The 19372-nt window shown below is 68.5% G+C and carries 13 protein-coding genes; 8 read left to right on the forward strand and 5 right to left on the reverse strand.

Translation table 11 applies throughout. The features are described from left to right. Window positions 1-17: 17 nt before the first annotated feature. Window positions 18-2309, forward strand: coding sequence for an NADP-dependent malic enzyme (locus tag C1926_RS19740; RefSeq protein WP_108760379.1), 2292 nt, complete (start codon window positions 18-20; stop codon window positions 2307-2309). Window positions 2310-2466: 157 nt separating this feature from the next. Here C1926_RS19740 and C1926_RS19745 read toward each other — a convergent pair whose 3' ends face one another. Together C1926_RS19745 and C1926_RS19750 are read right to left on the reverse strand one after the other, a co-directional pair. Next, window positions 2467-3144 (reverse strand): basic secretory family protein, encoded by a 678-nt coding sequence (locus C1926_RS19745; protein WP_254057425.1) that lies wholly within the window; start codon window positions 3142-3144, stop codon window positions 2467-2469. A gap of 65 nt (window positions 3145-3209) precedes the next feature. Then, window positions 3210-6560 carry a GH92 family glycosyl hydrolase gene (locus C1926_RS19750; RefSeq protein WP_108760381.1) on the reverse strand — a complete coding sequence of 1117 codons (3351 nt, stop codon included), beginning with the start codon at window positions 6558-6560 and terminating at the stop codon, window positions 3210-3212. A 418-nt stretch (window positions 6561-6978) separates the two neighbouring features. Between C1926_RS19750 and C1926_RS19755 the strand changes: the two genes are divergently transcribed. The 5 genes from C1926_RS19755 (at window position 6979) to C1926_RS19775 (ending at window position 13198) form a co-directional block, all read left to right on the forward strand. Then, the gene (locus C1926_RS19755) at window positions 6979-9720 is read left to right on the forward strand and encodes a TonB-dependent receptor (protein WP_108760382.1); all 2742 of its coding nucleotides are present in this window, start codon (window positions 6979-6981) and stop codon (window positions 9718-9720) included. Window positions 9721-9862: 142 nt separating this feature from the next. Further along, entirely contained in the window at window positions 9863-10060 is a 198-nt protein-coding gene (locus C1926_RS19760) for a zinc-finger domain-containing protein (RefSeq protein WP_079223205.1), read from the forward strand. A 12-nt stretch (window positions 10061-10072) separates the two neighbouring features. Further along, window positions 10073-11188 carry a glycosyltransferase gene (locus C1926_RS19765; RefSeq protein WP_108760383.1) on the forward strand — a complete coding sequence of 372 codons (1116 nt, stop codon included), beginning with the start codon at window positions 10073-10075 and terminating at the stop codon, window positions 11186-11188. Beyond that, on the forward strand, window positions 11169-12500 hold the full coding sequence (locus tag C1926_RS19770) for an O-antigen ligase family protein (protein ID WP_108760384.1): 1332 nt from the start codon (window positions 11169-11171) through the stop codon (window positions 12498-12500). Before C1926_RS19765 ends, C1926_RS19770 begins: the two co-directional genes overlap by 20 nt. 248 nt (window positions 12501-12748) lie before the next feature. After that, entirely contained in the window at window positions 12749-13198 is a 450-nt protein-coding gene (locus C1926_RS19775) for a transposase (RefSeq protein WP_108760385.1), read from the forward strand. Between the two features lie 42 nt (window positions 13199-13240). On the opposite strand, the gene C1926_RS19780 is transcribed toward C1926_RS19775, so the two are convergent. Then, the gene (locus C1926_RS19780) at window positions 13241-14158 is read right to left on the reverse strand and encodes an LpxL/LpxP family Kdo(2)-lipid IV(A) lauroyl/palmitoleoyl acyltransferase (protein ID WP_079223198.1); all 918 of its coding nucleotides are present in this window, start codon (window positions 14156-14158) and stop codon (window positions 13241-13243) included. Window positions 14159-14218: 60 nt separating this feature from the next. Between C1926_RS19780 and waaA the strand changes: the two genes are divergently transcribed. After that, complete coding sequence (waaA, locus tag C1926_RS19785; protein ID WP_079223196.1) at window positions 14219-15517, forward strand: lipid IV(A) 3-deoxy-D-manno-octulosonic acid transferase; 1299 nt, start codon at window positions 14219-14221, stop codon at window positions 15515-15517. A 212-nt stretch (window positions 15518-15729) separates the two neighbouring features. Further along, complete coding sequence (locus C1926_RS19790; RefSeq protein ID WP_108760386.1) at window positions 15730-16983, forward strand: amino acid transporter; 1254 nt, start codon at window positions 15730-15732, stop codon at window positions 16981-16983. Between the two features lie 288 nt (window positions 16984-17271). Here the strand turns inward: C1926_RS19790 and C1926_RS19795 are convergent, their stop codons facing one another. Then, window positions 17272-18630: a TolC family outer membrane protein gene (locus C1926_RS19795; RefSeq protein WP_079223192.1), complete on the reverse strand. Its 1359-nt coding sequence runs from the start codon at window positions 18628-18630 to the stop codon at window positions 17272-17274. A gap of 16 nt (window positions 18631-18646) precedes the next feature. Then, window positions 18647-19294: a protein-L-isoaspartate O-methyltransferase gene (locus tag C1926_RS19800; RefSeq protein ID WP_108760387.1), complete on the reverse strand. Its 648-nt coding sequence runs from the start codon at window positions 19292-19294 to the stop codon at window positions 18647-18649. Between the last annotated feature and the right edge of the window lie 78 nt (window positions 19295-19372).

The following is a 19372-nucleotide window of genomic DNA, read 5'->3' on the forward strand; positions in this document are numbered from 1 at the left end:
TTCATTAATCCAAGTCGATGTCCAACGAAGATTTCAAACAGGCCGCCCTCGATTACCACCGGATGTCCCCGCCGGGCAAGATCAAGGTCTCTGCAACCAAGCCCATGCTGACCCAGCGCGACCTGTCGCTGGCGTATTCGCCGGGCGTTGCGTACGCCTGTGAAGCGATCAAGGCGGACCCGCAGCAGGCCAGCGAGCTGACCGCGCGCGGCAACCTGGTGGCGGTCATTTCCAACGGCACCGCAGTGCTGGGCCTGGGCAACATCGGCGCGCTCGCCGGCAAGCCGGTCATGGAAGGCAAGGGCGTGCTGTTCCAGAAGTTCGCCGGCATCGATGTGTTCGACATCGAAGTGGACGAGACCGACCCGGACAAGCTGGTCGACATCATCGCCTCGCTGGAGCCGACCTTCGGCGGCATCAACCTTGAAGACATCAAGGCCCCGGAATGCTTCGTGGTCGAGCGCAAGCTGCGCGAGCGCATGAAGATCCCGGTGTTCCATGACGACCAGCACGGCACGGCGATCATCGTCGGCGCAGCGGTGCTCAACGCCATGGCCATCACCGGCAAGAAGATCGAGGAAGTGAAGCTGGCGACCACGGGCATGGGCGCCGCCGGCATTTCCTGCGTGAACATGCTGGTGCAGCTGGGCCTGAAGCCGGAGAACATCCTGGCCTTCGACCGCGAGGGTGTCATCCACACCGGCCGTACCGACCTTGACCCGGAAAAGCAGCGCTATGCGCGCGACACCGACAAGCGCACCCTGGCCGAGATCGTCGACGGCGCTGACATCTTCCTGGGCCTGTCGGCCCCGGGCATCCTGACCGCCGAGATGGTCAAGACGATGGCACCGGATCCGGTGATCTTCGCCCTGGCCAACCCGACCCCGGAAATCATGCCGGAACTGGCGCGCGTCGCCCGTCCGGACGCGATCATTGGCACCGGCCGTTCGGATTACCCGAACCAGGTCAACAACGTGCTGTGCTTCCCGTACCTGTTCCGCGGCGCGCTGGACGTCGGCGCCACCGCGATCAACGAGGAAATGAAGATCGCCTGCGTGCGCGCCATCGCCGCGCTGGCCCGCCGTGCGGCCACCGACATGGGCTCGGCCTATGGCGGTGATACCCCGAGCTTCGGCCGTGAATACCTGATCCCGCGTCCGTTCGACCGCCGCCTGCTGGTGGAGCTGTCGGCCGCCGTGGCCCAGGCCGCGATGGATTCGGGCGTGGCCGCCCGTCCGATCGCCGACATGGGCGCCTACCGCGACAAGCTGGCCCAGTTCGTCTACCGCACCAGCCTGATGATGAAGCCGGTCTACGACCGCGCGCGCAACGACAAGCAGCGCGTGGTCTACGCCGAGGGCGAAGAAGAAGTGGTGCTGCAGGCAGTGCAGAACGTGGTCGACGAAGGCCTGGCGCACCCGATCCTGATCGGCCGCCCGGACGTCATCGAATCGCGCATCGAGCGTCTCGGCCTGCGCCTGAAGGTCGGCGAGAACATTGAAGTCACCAACATCAATGACGACCCGCGCTTCAACGAATACTGGCAGTACTACCACGGCCTGACCGGCCGCCGCGGCGTGACCGTGGCCGCGGCGAAGAACCTGATGCGTTCGCGCCCGACCCTGATCGCCGCCGTGATGGTGGCCCGTGGCGAAGCCGATGCGATGCTGACCGGCATCGTCGGCCGCTTCCACAAGAAGCTGGGCTACGTGCGCAGCGTGCTGCCGCTGGAATCGAAGGTCACCTCGACCTCGGCCATGACCGGCGTGATCAACCAGCAGGGCGTGTTCTTCTTCGTGGACACCCACGTGCAGGAAGACCCGACCGCCGAGCAGCTGTGCGAGGCGACCCTGCAGGCGGCCTACCGCATGAAGCTGTTCGGCATCGAGCCGAAGGTGGCGCTGCTGTCGCACTCCAACTTCGGCAGCCACGATTCGAAGGACGCGCTGAAGATGCGCCAGGTGCGCGAGATGTTGCTCAAGCGCAACCCGCGCCTGAACGTGGACGGCGAAATGCAGGGCGACACCGCATGGGATGAAGCCCTGCGCCAGAAGCTGCTGCCGGGCTCGACCCTGCAGGGCCGTGCCAACCTGTTCGTGCTGCCGAACCTGGAAGCGGCCAACATCGCCTACAACCTGGTGCGCGTGTTCACCGACGGCGTGGCGATTGGCCCGATCCTGATGGGCGTGAACAAGCCGGTGCATATCCTCACCACCAGCGCGACCTCGCGCCGCGTGCTGAACATGACCGCGATCGCCGCCGTCGATGCACAGATCCGCAAGCAGCTGGAAGCGGAAAAGAAGGCGTAAGCCCTCGTTCCCGCGACCGCAGCAGAAACGCGCCCTACGGGGCGCGTTTCTGTTTCCACCTGGCGGAAAGGGATCGGGTAGCGCCGGGCCATGCCCGGCGAGCGCGCAGCGCGGCCAATCAGGCATTCCGCCGGGCGTGGCCCGGCGCTACCTGCGGTCAGCGCTTGCCTTGCCCAGCCGGTGCCGTCGTCGGCGCATCCGTGCGCGGACCGGCGTACGCGCTCCACAGCGCAGGCAGTGCCTTGCCGGTGTGCGTCTGCCACAGCGCCGGGGTGTACTGGCCGGCACGCAGCGCCTTGTCCAGCGCCAGCACCAGGCCGGGATGTCCGCCTTCGGCCCACTTCAGGAACGCGCCGGTCACCCGGTAGCCGCTTTCCACGGTCTGGCCCGCGGCGACCTTCTGCGGCAACGCCCAGCCGGCGGCGGCATTGCCCATGCCGTAGCGGTCGCGCGCGTAATCGGCGATGCCCTCCACCAGCCAGCCCGGCACCTGCTGGTCGCCGTAGCTGGGATAGCCCTGCACGATGTGCATTGCTTCGTGCGTCACCAGATCCAGGTCAGCCGGATGTTTGGCCAGCCAGCCGGGGTTGATGGTGATGGTGGCCGCTTTCTCCTTGTCCCCCACATAGGCCACGCCGTCGTAGCCGGGGTCGATGACGATGCCGACCCGGCTGGGCGCGGCCGGATGGAAATCCGCCCGCTCGCGCAGGTAGGCCGAGAAGAACGTCTCGATGATGCGCGCGCGCATCGGTGCATCCAGCGCGTCGGTGGCGTCGGTGTAGTGCAGGGTCACGCCCTGGCGCATCTCGGTGGTCTCCATGGCATGCGCAGGCATGCTGGCGAGGGCGGCAGACAGGGCGGTGGCGGACAGCAGCAGTCGGAACGCAGTCATCGGTTTCCTCAACGGGCCAGGGTGGAAGCGGGGGCGAGCAGTTCGATCTCGGCCAGGGCCAGGCGTCCCGGCGCGCCGAGGCGCAGGCGGTACTCGGCATGCCGGGCAGGCGTGGCGATGCGGAACGGACGGGTCTGGCGGGGCGAGTCGAAGGTCTCGCCACTGCGTTCGTCCAGCACGACCCACGCGCCGCCATTGCTGCGCGCTTCCAGGGTCCAGCTGCCGCCACGGATCGCACCGTCGCCGCTGGTCAGCGTGTACATCGTCGGTGCGCCATCGCCCACTGCGCTCAGTGCAATGGTGGCACCGGCGCCCAGCGGCACGGCCGTGGTCGCATCGTCGTCCAGCAGCGCCGGCACGGCACGGCCATCGGCCAGCGCCGCACGGGCACCGTTGCCGAGCAGGTCATGCAGCATCTGCGGGCGCTTGCCGGGCGCGGTCAGCGAACGCGGCACATCGTCGGCACCGCTGCCCCAGCGCGACGGCTGCGGGCCCATCACGAAGTCCAGCGTCGCGCCCTTGGCGATCACCTCGTGCGGCACCCAGGTCTTCGTCCACGGCTTGCCGTTGATCTTCAGCGACTGCACGTAGACGTTCTGCGCCGAGTTGTTGGCCGCGTTGACGGTCAGCACCGCGCCGCCCTGCAGTTCCACCCGGGCGTGCTCGAACGCCGGCGAGCCGATCACGTACTCCGGCGCGCCCATCCGCAGCGGGTACAGGCCCAGCGAGGCCAGCACGTACCAGGCCGAGGTCTCGCCGTTGTCTTCATCGCCCGGGTAGCCCTGGCCGATCTCGCTGCCGACATACAGCCGCGACAGGATCTCGCGCACGTGCTGCTGGGTCTTCCACGGCTGCCCGGCGTACAGGTACATCCACGGGATGTGGTGCGCCGGCTGGTTGCTGTGCGCGTACATGCCCATGCGCACATCACGCGCCTCGGTCATTTCGTGGATGGTGCCGCCGTAGGAGCCGGCCAGCGCCGGGTCGGCGGTTTCCGGGGTCGAGAAGAAGGTGTCCAGCTTGGCCGCCAGCTTGTCGCGGCCGCCGTACAGCGCGGCCAGGCCTTCGCCGTCGTGCGCGGCGGTGAACGCGAACGTCCAGCCATTGGATTCGGTGTAGTCGTAGCCCCACACGCGCGGGTCGTAGGCCTTGGCATCCAGGCGCCAGCTGCCATCGGCCTTGCGGCCCTGGAAGAAACCGGCGGCCGGGTCGAACAGGGTCGAATAGCCGGCCGCGCGGTAGCGGAAGTACTCGGCCTCGGTGGTGTAGCGCTCGCGGGCGGCCTTGCTGGTCGCACGCTTGGCCAGGGCCTCGGCCATGTTGGCGATGCCGAAGTCGTTCAACGCGCCTTCCATCGTCCACGACATGCCTTCATGCACGTCGGCGCTGGCGTAGCCGCGGAACGTCGAACGGTCCATGCCCTTGCGGCCGACATGGCGGTCCGGCGGCACCACGGTGGCGTTCTTCAGCGCGGCGGCATAGGCCTCGGCCGGGTCGAAGCCACCGATGCCCTTCAGCCAGGCATCGGCGAAGGCCACGTCCGAGCTGGTGCCGACCATCAGGTCCGCATAGCCCGGCGAGGACCAGCGCGCGATCCAGCCGCCCGCGCGGTACTGCTCGATGAAGCCCTGCACCAGCTTGCCGGCATCGTCCGGGGTGAACAGCGCATAGGCCGGCCACGTGGTGCGGAAGGTGTCCCAGAAGCCGTTGTTGACGTACACCTGGCCATCGCGCACCGGCGCGAAGCTGCGGGTGGCGCTGCCGTCGGTGTTGTTGTCCTCGGCGCTGGCCTGGCTGGCATAGCGCCAGTCGGGCGCGGCGGCGGTGCCCGCATTCTCGTGGCCGGAATTGGGGTACAGGTACAGGCGGTAGAGGCTGGAATACAGCGTGGTCTTGGCATCGTCGCTGGCATTGCCGATGTCGAAGCGGGCCAGGCGTGCGTCCCAGGCGTCCTGCGCGCGGCCGGCCACGCTGTCGAGCGTGTCGGCGGCGGCGATTTCCAGGTCCAGGTTGTGCCGCGCCTGCTCGACCGAGATCAGCGAGGTGGCGATGCGCATGGTCACCTGGCGGTCGCTGCCGGCGTCGAACTTGATGTAGCCGGTGGGGCGGCCGGTGTCGATGCGGCCGCTGCTGCGCCATGGCTTGTCGAAGCGGGCGACCACGTACATCCGGGTCGCACCATTGGACAGCCCGCTGCGGGTGTCGGTGTAGCCGCTGAGGGTCTGCGTGGCTGCATCCAGGGTCAGGCCGCCACGTGCATCGACGTTGTCGAACAGCAGGTTGGCATCACCGCCCTCGGGGAAGGCGAAGTGGAACAGTGCGGCATGGTCGGTCGGCGCGATGGCGGCGGCGATGCCGTTGTCGAAGCGCACGTCATAGCGGTACGGCCGCGCGCTTTCATGGCTGCGGTCGAAGGACAGCGCGCGCTTGCCACGGTCGGTCTCGGGTACGCCGCGGCTGGCCGAAGGCATCACCTGGAAGGTCTGGCGGTCACCCATCCACGGGCTGGGCTGGTGGCTCAGTGCCAGTGCCTGCAGCTGCGGGCGGTTCTTCGCATCGTTCTGCTCGTTCCAGCGGTACAGCCAGTTCAGTGCACCGGCATCGGTCACCGGGGTCCAGAAGTTGAAGCCGTGCGGCACCGCGGTGGCCGGGAAGTTGTTGCCACGCGAGAAGGTGCCGTTGGCCTGGGTGCCGCGGGTGGTCAGCACCCAGTCCGAAACCCGCTGCGGCACGGTGCGCGGCTGCGCATCCAGGCGCACGTCGTCGATCCAGCCGGACACCGGCGCGCCGTCGGCGCTGGCCACCTCCAGTTCGATGGCGACCACGCGGCGGCCGCGCAGCGCCGGCACATCGCCCAGGCGCACCGCCTTGCGTGCCCACTGCTGCGGGTACAGCGTCTTCGATTCGCCCTGCGCGTGTGCGCCCAGCGCGATGCCGTGCTGGTCGCGCGCGCTGCTGGCGGAAACGCGGCTGCCATCGTCCAGGCGCAGGTCCAGCGAGACATGGGTGGAGGCCACGGTGTCCTTGCCGACGATCTCCGGCAGCACCAGCCAGGACAGAGTGGTATCGGCATCGATGGCCAGGTCGGTGCTGAACAGCTCGCGCCGCGCGCTGCCACCGGCGGCCTGGTAGTGCAGGGCGCGCAGGCCGCTGTAGCCGACGTTGGGCTTGGCGGCATAGGGCTCGGCCGGGCCGTTGCCGATCTGCACCTGCAGGGTGCCGCCGGCCTTGGCCGGTGCCGGCTCACCCGCTTCGAACGAGGTCTGCAGGCCCTGCGCCAGTGCGGGCAGGGCGGGAGTGGCGCAGGCCAGGGCGAGGGCAAGCGGAAGCAGGGCGCGGCGCGGATCGGACAGGGTCATGCAGGGTCTCCCGGTAGGGCAGGCGGCAGGCAGAACCCGCATCGGCACGCACCACGGACAGCATCGCGCCCGCCGCCCAGGGGGCAGTGGAAAGGGGCGATGCCGGTCCGGTGGGGGTCGGGCCATGCGATCGGGTCAGGGTCGGAATCGTCCCGATCCTGCCTCAGCCCGTTGCCCCCTGACAAGTGCAATTAGTTCGATCCAAATCCGGCAAAACCGTTTCATTTCAAATTATTGACAGGTGACCTTGGATCGATTTAAAAGTGCGCAGCTCACCCCCTGTACCGGAATGCCCCGCATGTCCTGATCCGGGCCGGCGCTGTTGCCGCCCCGCTGTTACCCGCCACTGCCGTCCATCCACGACCTTCCCGTCCGCCCCCCACCGGCTGGACCGTCATCCGCCTCTGGAGAGAGCTTGATGAAACCCCGGTTGTTGTCGTTGTTGATGTCGTCGTTGCTGTTGTCGCCGCTTGCCGTACAGGCCCAGTCCGCTCCGCAGGGGGAGGGCGCCGATCCGCCGCGCACCCGCGACCTGGATGCGGTCAAGGTCACCGGCTCGCTCATCCCCCGCGCGCAGGTGGAGGGCCCCTCGCCGGTCACCACCATCACCGCCGAGCAGATCCAGGCGCAGGGGTTCACCACCGTGTTCGACGCGCTGCGCTCGCTGCCGGTGTCGAATGGTTCCGTGCAGGATTCGCAGGGCACCGGGTTCTACACCCCGGGCGCCAAGACCATCAGCCTGTTCGGCCTGGATCCCAGCTACACCCTCACCCTCATCAACGGGCGGCCGATCAACAGCTACCCGCTGGCGTACAACGGCAACACCAGCATCGCCGACATCGCCAACATCCCGCTGGGCATGGTCGAGCGCATCGACGTGCTCACCGGTGGCCAGTCGTCGGTGTACGGCTCCTCGGCCATTGCCGGCGTGGTCAACATCGTGCTGAAGGACCGCGTGGAAGGCACCCACCTGCGCTACCGCGTTGGTGGCTACAGCCAGGGCGGTGGTTCCAGCCAGCGCTTCAGCGCCAGCAGCGGCCAGACCTTCGGCAACCTCGATATCAGCTACGGGCTGGAATACACCAACCAGAAGGCGATCTACGCCTTCGACCGCAGCCGCATCGACAGCGTCAACGACAACCCGACCGGGCCGCAGGATTCGTCGCGCAGCTTCCTGCGCATGCGCATGGGGCCCAATGCCTACATCGATCCGGGCGCAGCCACCTGCGCGCCCCTGTCGGACCTGTTCGGTGGCAGCACCGTGTACGCGCACCGTGATATTTCCGGCGGTGGCTATTACTGCGGCACCCCCGACAACGTCGGCACCGCCTCGCTGTACAACTCCAGCCAGGACGTCAACGCCACCACCTTCCTGCGCTACCACGTCAGCCCGGATACCGAGCTGTACGCGGACGTCCTGTTCGGCTTCGGCCGGCCGACCTACAGCGGTGGCAGCCCGTTCTGGAACAAGACCTTCTACAACCAGACCAGTGGCCAGTACGAACAGTGGCAGCGCATCTATGCGCCGGAGGAAGTCGGCCTGGATGCCAAGGACCAGCGTGTCTACACGCGCTCGCTGAATGTCACCGCCGGCGTGCGCGGCGTGCTCGGTGGCTTCGACTACGACGTCTACGTCAACCGCTCCAGCACCGATGTCACCCGCAAATCCACGGACTTCCTCGCCCGGAACGGCGTGGACGATTACTACCTGGGGCCGATGCTGGGCATGCAGGATGGCTACGAGGTCTACGCGCCGGACCTGTCGCGCCTGTACCAGCCGATCACCCGTGACCAGTACGACAGCTTCAGCGGCCTCAACCGTGCTGCTTCCAGCGCCTCGCGCACGGCAGTGACGGCGCTGCTGACCGATCGCTCGCTGTTCACCCTGCCGGCCGGCGACGTCGGCTTCGCGCTGATCGCGCAGGGCCAGCGCGAGAAGTTCTTCAACCAGTCGGCCGATCCGAATGCGGGCGTGCTGTTCCGCGGGCAGACCGCCGGCACGTCGGCGCAGGGCCAGCGTGACCTGTACGCGCTGGGTGCAGAACTGCAGGTGCCGATCTTCGATACGTTCAGCGCCAACCTGTCCGGCCGCTACGACAAGTACGCCCTGCAGGGCGGCGGTGGCAACGGCAAGGCCACCTGGAAGCTGGGCCTGGAGTACCGGCCGATCGAATCGCTGCTGCTGCGCGGCAGCTATGCCACCGCGTTCCGCTCGCCGGACATGTTCTACCTGTTCTCGCGCGAAAGCAGTGGCTACACCACCAACACTGATCTCTACCAATGCCGGCAGGCCGGCTACACCTCCGACAATTTCGACGAGTGCGACCAGTCTGGCCTGTCGGTGCTCTCCTCCAGCACCGGCAACCGCGACCTGAAGGACATCACCGCGCGCACCTTCACCTATGGCGTGGTGTGGTCGACGCTGGACAACGCCCTGACGATGTCGGTGGACTACAACTCGGTGGTCATCGAGAACGAAGTGCGCATCCTCGGTACCGACAGCATCCTCGACACCGAGGCCAACTGCCGGCTGGGGGTCTCGGAAAACGGGCAGACCCAGTTCGACATCACGTCGCCCACCTGCCAGCAGGTGCTGGGCCAGGTGCAGCGCAAGCCGGCCACCGATCCGCTCAACCCGAACGGCGTGGACAAGGTGTTCTCCTATCCGATCAACATCGCCAGCCAGCGCCAGAACGGCGTGCAGGCGGCGCTGGACTATCGCTGGAACACGCAGTCGGTGGGTGACTTTGCGGTCAATGCCGGCTACTACCGGCCGCTCAAGCACACCACCCAGGACAAGGAAGGCGACCCGGTCTACGACCAGTTGTGCTGCGCCAATTCCAACGAACTGCAGTACCGCGCCACGCTGGGGGTGAACTGGAAGCGCGGGCCGTTCACCGCCAGCGCCTTCGGCATACGCAATGCACCCTCCTGGGACAGCCGCGGCGAGCAGCGCAACATCGGCCCGTGGACCACCTGGAACGCCACCGTCGGTTACCGCATCAACGATCTGGCCAGCCTGCTGCTGACGGTCAACAACCTGACCGACGAGATGCCGCCGATCGACCGCAGCAACGGCAACTGGCCGTACTACGACCAGGGCATCTACAACGCCTTCGGCCGTTCGGCCTTCCTGGAACTGTCGCTGGACTTCCAGTAAGCCGGTGCGCCTGGACCCCGGGGCCGGCCAGCGGCTGGCCCCGGCAGGCGCCTGCGGCGGGGGCAAAGGGCAGGGGGCGGCCGGGGTGCCGCCCCAAGGTGCTAGAATCGCAGGCCTCGCAATCCGTTCATCGACACCCGCCATGAGCCATACCGCCACCGCGCCCGCCAACGCCGAAAAGCGCTACACCGTGCACCGCAGCGACCTGCCGCTGAGCTGCCCGACCCCGGAAATGGCGCTGTGGAACTCGCATCCGCGCGTGTACCTGCCGATCGAAGACGAGCCCAATGGCGAAGCGCAGTGCCCGTACTGCGGTTCCACCTTCGTGCTGGCCGACTAAGCAGGCCCGTTGATGCGCCGACTGACCGTGGTGCAGTTGCTGCCGGCGCTGCACTCCGGTGGCGTCGAGCGCTCGACCCTGGAAATCGCTGCGGCCCTGGCCGCCGCCGGCCATCGCGCGCTGGTGGTGTCCGCCGGTGGCCGTCTGGTGCAGCCGCTGCTGGACAGCGGGGCCGAGCACCTCACCCTTGATATCGGCCGCAAATCGCTGCTGACCCTGCGCCACCTGCCCACCCTGCGGCGGTTGTTCGCCGAGGTCGGCGCGGACATCGTGCACGCGCGATCGCGCCTGCCGGCGTGGCTGGGCCTGTACGCGATCCGGGCGATGCCCGCCGCGCAGCGCCCGCACTGGGTGACCACCGTGCATGGGTTGAATTCGCCCAGCCGCTACAGCGCGGTCATGACCAGCGGCGAGCGCGTCATCTGCGTGTCCAGCACGGTGCGCGACTACGTGCGCCAGCATTATCCGACGGTGCCGGAACAGGCCCTGCAGGTCATTCCGCGCGGCGTCGATGCCAGCCAGTTCCCGCGCGTGGCCCGTGCCGACCGCCGGCCGCGGCTGGCGCTGGCTGCCGAGTACCCCTGGCTGGCCCAGGTCGACGGCCCGCTGCTGCTGCTGCCGGGCCGCGGTACCCGCCTGAAAGGTCATGCGCATGCCCTGCAGCTGCTGGCCGGCGTGCGCGCTGCCGGCGTACCGGCGCAGCTGTGGATGCTGGGCACCGATGAACCCGGGCGTGAAGCCTACGTAGCCGAGCTGCGCCGCCAGGCGGCCGCGCTGGGCGTGGCCGGGGCGGTGCAGATCACGCCCCCGACCGCACGGATCGCCCAGGCCTACGCGGCCAGCGATCTGGTGCTGCAGCTGTCGGACAAGCCCGAAGCCTTCGGCCGTACCGTGGTCGAGGCGCTGTCGGTCGGACGCCCGGTGCTGGGCTGGGACCATGGCGGCGTGGGCGAACTGCTGCAGCAGCTGCAGCCGGCCGGCGCGGTGCCGCTGGGCGATGCCCAGGCGCTGGGTGAACGTGCGCTGGCCCTGCTGGCACAGCCGCCGTCCTTGCCGAGCCGTATCCCGTTTACCCTGCAGGCCATGCAGCGCGACACCCTCCGTCTCTATGCCGACCTTGCAGGCTGACGCCGCCCCCATCGCGGGTGACGCGCGCGCCGGGCGCTGGGCGCCGTGGTGGGTGCTGGCCTATGTGGCCCTGTGGCCGTTGCCGGGCATCGCCGAAACCGTGCTCGGCCTCGGCGCGGTGTACGCCGCGGTGCGCATGGTCATGCGCCGCCTGCAGCGCCGGCCGCACCTGCTGACGCCCGCCGCGTGGGCACTGACCTCGATCCTGTTCCTCGGTTACTGGCTGCCGCAGGCATTCTCGGCGTTCGATGCGATCGACCCCGCCGCCTCGTGGACCAAGGCCGCCGCCGGCCTGCGCTACCTGCCTTTCATGTGGCTGGTGGCGATCGCCGTGGCCACGCCGCAGCGGCGGCGCCTGATCTTCGGTGGCCTGGCGCTGATCACCGCGCTGTGGACGCTGGATGCGCTGGTACAGGCGGTGGCGGGCACCAGCCCATGGTTCTGGTCGCTGCAGCAGCTCAAGCTGGCTGTCAGCGGCCATGCGCTGTGCCCGGCCGAGGAGATGGCGCTGGCCGACCGCCTCAGCGGTCCGCTGGGGCCGTGCAACCTCAAGTTCGGCCAGGTTCTGGCCAGCCTCTCGCCGTTCCTGCTGCTGCCGGCCGCGCGCCGCTTCGGTACGCCGGGCTGGCTGCTGGCCGGCGCGGCGCTGGCCATCGTGCTGCTGCTGGCGGGTTCGCGCGCGTCCTGGATCACCTTCGCCGTTATCGTCGCCTACAGCGGCGTGCGCCAGCTCGGCTGGAAGCGATTGGGCCTGCTGGCGCTGGCCGGCCTGCTGGCGTCGGCGGCGTTGACTGCCAGCGTGCCGCAGCTGCGCGAGCGCGTGACGCGTACCGCGATGGCCTGGGATGGCGGCACCGATGGCGTCGACCAGGCGTTGTCCGGGCGCGCCCGCATCTGGAGCGCGGCCGGCTGCATGATTGCCGGGCACCCCATCAACGGCGTCGGCGCCCGCGGCTTCCGCGATGCCTACCCGCAGTGCGTGGACGAGCAGGGGCCGGCGGTGTGGGGTGCCGAACCGGCGCTGCACGCGCACCAGATCGTGCTGGAAATCCTCGCCGAAACCGGCGTGCTCGGCCTGCTGCTGTGGCTGGCTGCCGTTGCCCAGGCCTGGCGTGCCTGGCGCTTCGCACCGCCGGCGGCACGCGAGCGCGCACGCCCGGCGATGCTGGCGCTGGCCGCCACTGTATTCCCGCTCAACACGCACCTGGCGTTCTATTCCGCGTTCTGGGGCGGGGTGACCGTGCTGCTGGCCGCCTTGTTTGTCGGCACGTTGCTGGCCCGCGAACCGGACGACGTACCGAAAGCGGTGTGATCGCGTATCCACGCATGGCGTGGATCTACCGCGATTGCCGGATGGGCATCCACGCATGGCGTGGATCTACTGCGGTTGCCGGATGGGCATCCACGCATGGCGTGGATCTACTGGATTTATCCGCGCGTGGCGTGGATCTTCCGCGGGCGTTGCAGTAGATCCACGCCATGCGTGGATGGAGCTTTCCCGACACCAATACGGGCAACCCCCCAATACCGACGCTCGCGTGCATACCGCACGCTGGCGCCATGGCCAGCCCAAAACTCCGCTACGGTCGCCACTCCAGCACCGGCATCGTGTACTCATTGACCACGACCACCCAAGGTCGTGAACCGTTCTTCGCCGATGCCGCCAACGTCGCGGTGCTGGTCGACGCCCTGCGCTTCGTCGAACGCGCCGGTGTGAGCCACAGCCTTGCCTGGGTGGTGATGCCCGGCCACCTGCACTGGTTGATGGAGCTGCAGACGGGCACCCTGGCCGAATGCATGTCGCTGCTCAAATCCCGCAGCAGCCGTCTGCTGAACCAGCAGCTGGGCCGGCGCGGTGCACTCTGGCAGCACGGGTACCACCACCACGCGGTGCGCAGCGACGAGTCATTGCACGAGAAGGCGATGTACATCATGGCCAATCCGGTGCGGGCCGGGTTGGCGTGCGAGTTGGGGGAGTACCCCTATGCGTGGTGCCGGTGGCCGTTGTGAAACGGTGGCGTCGGCTGGACATCATCCACGCATGGCGTGGATCTACTTGTAGAAATCGCTGCGGCCGCCCGGCTGGCGCTTGAAGCGCCGGTGGATCCACAGGTACTGGTCCGGGGCCTCGCGCACCATCTGCTCGATGGCCTGGTTGACCCGCGTGGTATCGGCTTCCACGTCCTCGCTGGGGAAGTTCTCCAGCGGCGCGCCGATCTTCAGGAAGTACTTCCCGCCCTCGCGGCGGTGGAAGTAGGGGATCACCGCGCAGCCGGTCATCCGCGCCAGCTGGTGGGTGGCGGTGATGGTGGCAGCGGTATGGCCGAAGAACGGCACGAACACGGTGTCCTTGCCGCGCATGTCCTGGTCCGGCGCGTACCACAGGAAACCGCCCTTTTTCAGGTGGCGCACGGTGGCACGGATATCCTCGTTGGCGTACATCGCCTTGGCATAGCGCAGCCGGCCGAACTTCACCGCCCACTCGTACACCGGGTTCTTGTGCTTGCGGTACATGCCCGACAGGTCGACGTGGTCGCACAGCAGGCGGCCGCACATCTCCAGGGTCATGAAGTGGCCCGACACCAGCAGCACGCCGCGGCCTTCGGCCTGCATCTGCTTGAGGTGTTCCAGCCCTTCGATCTGCACCTGCGGGCGGATGCTGTCGATGCTGCCCCACCACGAACGCGCGCATTCGAAGATGCCCACGCCAAGGGCGTCGAAGCTGTCGCGCACCAGCCGGTTGCGCCAGGCCTCGTCCTTCTCGGGGAAGCACAGCTTGAGGTTGACCTCGGCGGCACGGCGGCGGCTGCCAAGCGTGCGCCAGGTGATCCAGCCGACGCCGCGGCCGAGCGCGCGCTGCAGCATCCAGGGCAGCCGGGCGATGCCGAACGCGGCAAACATGGCCGCGAACATCGGCCAGTTGCGGGGATCGGCCAGGGACGGGCGGACGGCGGTAGAGGCATCGGACATGCCGCCATTCTACCAACCCCGCCGCGTGTCTTTCCCGGGGGGCTCCCGTATCCTTGCTGCATGCGTAAAGACCCTGTCGAATGGATCCTGCGCGGCCTGTATTCGGCCGTGCTCTACATCCTGCTGCCGATCACCGTGTACCACCTGGTGTGGCGCGGCTTCCGGGTCCGTGAATACTTCCGGCGCTGGGATGAACGCTATGCGTCCTACCCGCAGCCGACCGGCCAGCCGCGGGTCTGGCTGCACGCGGTCTCGGTGGGCGAGGTCAACGCCGCCGCGCCGCTGGTCAACGCCCTGCGCGAGCAGCGCCCGGACATCCGCTGGGTCATCACCACCATCACCCCGACCGGTTCGGAACGGGTGCGCGCGCTGTGGGGCGACGCGCTGGACCACGTCTACCTGCCGTACGACGTGCCGGGCAGCGTCAACCGCTTCCTTGGCCACTTCCAGCCCAGCCTGGCCCTGATCCTGGAAACCGAACTGTGGCCGAACATGCTGTTCGGCTGCCGTGACCGCCGCATCCCGGTCTACATCCTCAACGCCCGCCTGTCGGCCCGCTCGCTGCGTGGCTACCGGGTGCTGGCCGCACTCATCCGCCGCGCGCTGCGCACGGTCACCTGCGTGGCCGCGCAGTCGGATGACGATGCCGCGCGCTTCGTGCAGCTGGGCGCGGCGCCGGAGCAGGTGCAGGCGCTGGGCAACCTGAAGTTCGACATCACCACGCCGGACGTGCGGCCGTTCGTGGCCCAGTTCCACGCGAAGGTGCCGGCCACGCGGCCGGTGTGGATCGCGGCCAGCACCCACGATGGCGAAGAGCAGGCGGTGATCGACCTGCACCGGCGCCTGCGCGAGCGCCATCCGGACCTGCTGCTGCTGTGGGCGCCGCGCCATCCCGAGCGCTTCCCCAAGGTCGAAGCGCTGGCCCGCGAGCAGGGCTGGAGCGTGGCCACGCGCCGTGCACAGCAGTGGCCAGGGGCCAGCACCGAGGTGTTCGTCATCGACACGCTGGGCGAACTGATGCCGTTCTACGGCTGCGCGCAGGTCGCCTTCGTCGGCGGCAGCCTGCAGGCCATCGGCGGGCACAACCTGCTGGAACCGGCGGCGATGGGCACTGCCGCGGTAACCGGCCCGCACCTGCACAACTTCGCCGAGATTTCCCGGCGCATGCGCGAGGCCGGGGCGCTGCTGATCGGCGAGGACGTGCAGGCGGTGGGCGACCTGCTGCAGCACCTGCTTGATGATGCGCAGGCCCGCGAGGACATGGCGCGGGCCGGCTGCACCCTGGTGAGCAACGGGCGTGGCGCCCTGCAGCGCACGCTCGCGCTGGTCGCCCCGCACCTGCCGCCACCGCGCGACTGAGGCGAGGGCGGGGTGCCGCACAGGCGCTGTCGCGTTCAACAATTTCAAGCCTGCTTGATGACGTCCGCACTGTCGTAGCCGGGCCGTCAGGCGCTGCCTCGCGTGCGTGCCATCACAACGCTGCACACGTTCGGCCGATTCTGATTCCGTCTCGTTGTCCGGGCTGCCAGCCTGATGTCGACCACGCTTGGGCGGCATCAAGGGAGCTTGTGATGAAGGACGACAGCGGTGCCGATCCAGGCAGCGGACGCGCGGCATTCGACCGGTTGGGCAGCGACCACCTGCTGGTGCTGGCGCTGACCCTGCTGATCGGGGGCAGCGTGATCGCGCTGGTCGGGCAGAACACCGCGGCACGGGCAGGGCCGGCCATCGTCCTCAGCCTGCTGCTGGCCGCCGCAGGTACGGCGCCGCTGCTGTTCTGCCTGCGCGAAGTGATGCGCCGCATGCCCGGTGGGGCCGGGCTGCCGGCAGCGCTGCTGGACGTGTGCGGGCCGCGGCCTGCAGCCGTCCTGCTGGGCCTGCTGCTGCTGGATCTGCTGGCCACCCTGGCCGGCGCCGCGCAGTCGGGTGCCCACCACCTGTATGCGACCGTCAGTGCGCTGGGCCAGCCGCCGCAGCGCTGGCTGCCGATGCCGCTGGCAGCGGCGCTGGGGCTGTTGCCGGTGGGCGTGGCGGCCATGCTGCGCCCGCGCCGGGCGGTACGGCTGGCCTGCGTGCTGCTGAGCGTGAAGTTGGGCCTGGGCCTGCTGCTGGTCCTGCTGGCCGCACGCCATGTGCACTACGGCAACTGGGTGCCGTGGATGCCGTCATCGACCGGGCCGCACCGGTTCGGGCTGGGCGGCGTGGTGGCCGCAGCCGTGCCCCTGCTGGGGGTGTTTGCCAGCGCCGGGCTGCTGCTGGGCATGGCCCCGCGGGTGCAACAGCCCCATCGGCAGCTGACCCGGGTGGGCGGTGGCGCGGCCCTGGTCGCGATGCTGATGCTGATGGGCCTGGCGGCACTGCAGTCGGGCCTGGTGCAGTTCGCCGCGCTGGACAGCACGCGGCCGCTGTCGGTGGCCGTGCAGGGCGTGCCGCACCTGCAGTGGATGTTGCCGCTGCTGCCATTGGCGGGCTGGGCCGGGCTGTTGGCGCTGCAGGTGGTGGTGCTGCTGCTGATGATGGACCTGCTGCCGGCGCTGTGGCGGCGATCGGGCGGCGGCGCTGATGATCGCGACCCGGGCCGGATGACGCTGGCCTTCGGCGTGGCGGCGCTGGCCATGCTGCTGGTGCCGTGGCTGCCTGAGCGCGAGGTGCTGCCACCGGGCTTCGGCGCGCTGCCGGTGCTGGCGGTGCTGTGCCTGGGCCTGCTGCGCCCGTACCCACAGGTGCCACCGCGTCGCGTGGCGATGATCCGCCTGCTGGCGCCGTTGGCGGCGTTGTTGTGCCTGGCGCCGCTGGCCCGGCAGATCCTGCCTTGGCTGGGGTAGGCACGGGATCGCGCACGGCAGCCACGCATGGCGTGGCTCTACTGCAATCAACGCCTCCCTCCAGTGGATGCACGCGCACCCGGTAGATCCACGCCATGCGTGGATGCACGCGTACCCGGTAGATCCACGCCATGCGTGGATGCACGCGTACCCGGTAGATCCACGCCATGCGTGGATACACGCGCAGTCGGTAGATCCACGCCATGCGTGGATGCACATCTCGCGACCCTCACCCACAAAAAAGCCACCCTCGCGGGTGGCTTCTTCGTTCTACCGGAAGGCGACGGCTCAGTTCGTGGTCGTCGCCGGGTTGCCGGCATCCTGGGTCAGCAGGCGGTTGATGTCCTGCAGTTCCGCCACATCCAGCGCACCCAGCGACTGGCTCAGCAGCAGGCGGTTCTGCAGGAAGGTGTAGCGCGCGTTGGCGTAGTCCAGCTGCGCCGAGAACAGGATGCGCTGGTTCTGGATCACGTCCAGCACGGTGCGGGTACCCACTTCCAGGCCGACCTGCGATGCGTCGTACGCGCTCTGTGCCGAGACCACCGCCAGGCGGCGGGCTTCCACTTCGCTGATGCCCTGCACCAGGGTCTGGTAGGCATTGCGGGTGTTGCGGTCCAGCGCACGCTTCTGCTGCTCGTAACCGTCCTGGGCGATGTCACGCTGGGCCAGCGCCTGGCGCACGCCGGACTGGGTGGCACCACCGGAGAAGATCGGCACGCTCAGGGTCAGGCCGATGCTGTTGGTGCGTGCATCCGGGGACAGCGAGCCGGCACCGGTGCTGTCGCCCCAGGTTGCGCTCTTGCCCCAGCTGCCGCCCAGCGACAGGGTCGGATAGTGGCCGCCACGGGCCGCCTGCACGCCGGCTTCAGCCGCGCTGACCTTCAGTTCCTGCGCCTTCAGCGCCGGGTTCTGGCTGGTCGCCTGCTGCACCAGTTCACTGATGTTGCCGCGGTTGGCCGGCACTTCCGGACGGAAATCGGCCGGCAGGCCCTTCAGGTTCATCACCGGCTGGCCGGTCAGTTCGGTCAGGGCCTGGTAGTTGTCGGCCAGGGTGTTCTGCGCAACGATGGTGTTGGCGCGTGCCTGGTCGTACTGGGCACGCGCTTCGTGCACGTCGGTGATCGGCGCCAGGCCCACTTCCAGGCGCTTGTCGGCGAAGTCGAACTGCTTCTTCGCGGCCGCTTCATTGGTCTGTGCGGCGTTCAGCGATTCGATCGCCACCAGCACGTTGAAGTAGGCCGCCGAACTGCGCACGATCAGGCTGTCGTTGGCCGAATCGAGGGTGAAATCCGCCGCCTTGCTCAGCTCGCGCTGCGAGCGCAGGTTGCTGATCTGCGTCCAGTTGAACAGCGTCTGGCTGCCATCGATCGTGTAGTTGCGGCGCTTGCTGGTGACCGAACCGGAGTTGGCATCGGCATTGGCTTCGCTACGCGAGCGGTTCAGCGAGGCCGTGCCGTTGATCTGCGGCAGCAGCGCGGCACGCGCCTGCACGGCGCCTTCCTTGTCGTACAGCCGGGTCGATTCGGCGGCCGACAGTTGCGGATCGCCATTGCGTGCCATTTCGTAGACCTGCAGCAGGTCGGCGGCATGGGCGGACAACGGCAGCAGGGCAGTGGCCAGCGCAACAGCGAGGGATCGGCGGATCATTGCGGCTTCCTTGGACTCAGAGGTGGAACTGGGGGGCCGGGGCGGCACCACGCAGGTAATCGATATCGGTTTCAAACAGCGATTCGGTGCTGCCATCGGCCTTGACCAGCAGGGCTTCCATCGCCGGCGAGCGGCCATGGATCACGAACAGGCGACCGCCCGGACGCAGCCACGAGGCGAACTGTGACGGCACGGCGTCAACCGCGCCAGTGACACAGATCACGTCAAAACGGCGCTCGGTCTGCCAGGCCAGCGCATCGGCCACTTCGACGCGGACGTTGGTGCCCAGGCCGGAAGCGTCCAGGCGGGCGCGCGCGGCGGCGGCCAGTTCCGGGTCGATTTCCAGGCTCAGCACGTCGCGCGCCAGCGCGCCGATGCAGGCAGCCAGGAAGCCGCTGCCGGTGCCGATTTCCAGCACTTCGTCACCCGGCTGCAGATCCAGTGCCTGCAGGGTACGGCCCTCGATGACCGGCTTCATCATCTTCTGGCCATTGCCGATCGGCAGTTCAACGTCGGCATAGGCCAGCGCCCGGTGCGCGTCGGCGACAAAGGCCTCGCGCGGCAGGCGGGCGAGGACGTCGAGCACCTTGATGTCCAGCACGTCCCAGGGACGGATCTGCTGTTCCACCATCAGTTCGCGGGCGTGGGCGTAATCAATCGTCATGAGGTTCAAATCCAGCGCAGTGGGCCGGCCATTTTACCGGTGCCGGAGGCCGGCGGCGCGCCCAGAGCATCAGCTTTC

The organism is Stenotrophomonas sp. ZAC14A_NAIMI4_1, from assembly GCF_003086915.1.
Classification (GTDB): domain Bacteria; phylum Pseudomonadota; class Gammaproteobacteria; order Xanthomonadales; family Xanthomonadaceae; genus Stenotrophomonas.

Coding starts and splice junctions, on each gene's coding strand:
- C1926_RS19770 (WP_108760384.1), top strand. CDS start 11,169: ATGCCGACCTTGCAGGCTGACGCCGCCCCCATCGCGGGTGACGCGCGC.
- C1926_RS19790 (WP_108760386.1), top strand. CDS start 15,730: ATGAAGGACGACAGCGGTGCCGATCCAGGCAGCGGACGCGCGGCATTC.
- C1926_RS19740 (WP_108760379.1), top strand. CDS start 18: ATGTCCAACGAAGATTTCAAACAGGCCGCCCTCGATTACCACCGGATG.
- C1926_RS19775 (WP_108760385.1), top strand. CDS start 12,749: ATGGCCAGCCCAAAACTCCGCTACGGTCGCCACTCCAGCACCGGCATC.
- C1926_RS19745 (WP_254057425.1), bottom strand. CDS start 3,144: ATGCCTGCGCATGCCATGGAGACCACCGAGATGCGCCAGGGCGTGACC.
- C1926_RS19795 (WP_079223192.1), bottom strand. CDS start 18,630: ATGATCCGCCGATCCCTCGCTGTTGCGCTGGCCACTGCCCTGCTGCCG.
- C1926_RS19755 (WP_108760382.1), top strand. CDS start 6,979: ATGAAACCCCGGTTGTTGTCGTTGTTGATGTCGTCGTTGCTGTTGTCG.
- C1926_RS19800 (WP_108760387.1), bottom strand. CDS start 19,294: ATGACGATTGATTACGCCCACGCCCGCGAACTGATGGTGGAACAGCAG.
- C1926_RS19780 (WP_079223198.1), bottom strand. CDS start 14,158: ATGTCCGATGCCTCTACCGCCGTCCGCCCGTCCCTGGCCGATCCCCGC.
- C1926_RS19760 (WP_079223205.1), top strand. CDS start 9,863: ATGAGCCATACCGCCACCGCGCCCGCCAACGCCGAAAAGCGCTACACC.
- waaA (WP_079223196.1), top strand. CDS start 14,219: ATGCGTAAAGACCCTGTCGAATGGATCCTGCGCGGCCTGTATTCGGCC.
- C1926_RS19765 (WP_108760383.1), top strand. CDS start 10,073: ATGCGCCGACTGACCGTGGTGCAGTTGCTGCCGGCGCTGCACTCCGGT.
- C1926_RS19750 (WP_108760381.1), bottom strand. CDS start 6,560: ATGACCCTGTCCGATCCGCGCCGCGCCCTGCTTCCGCTTGCCCTCGCC.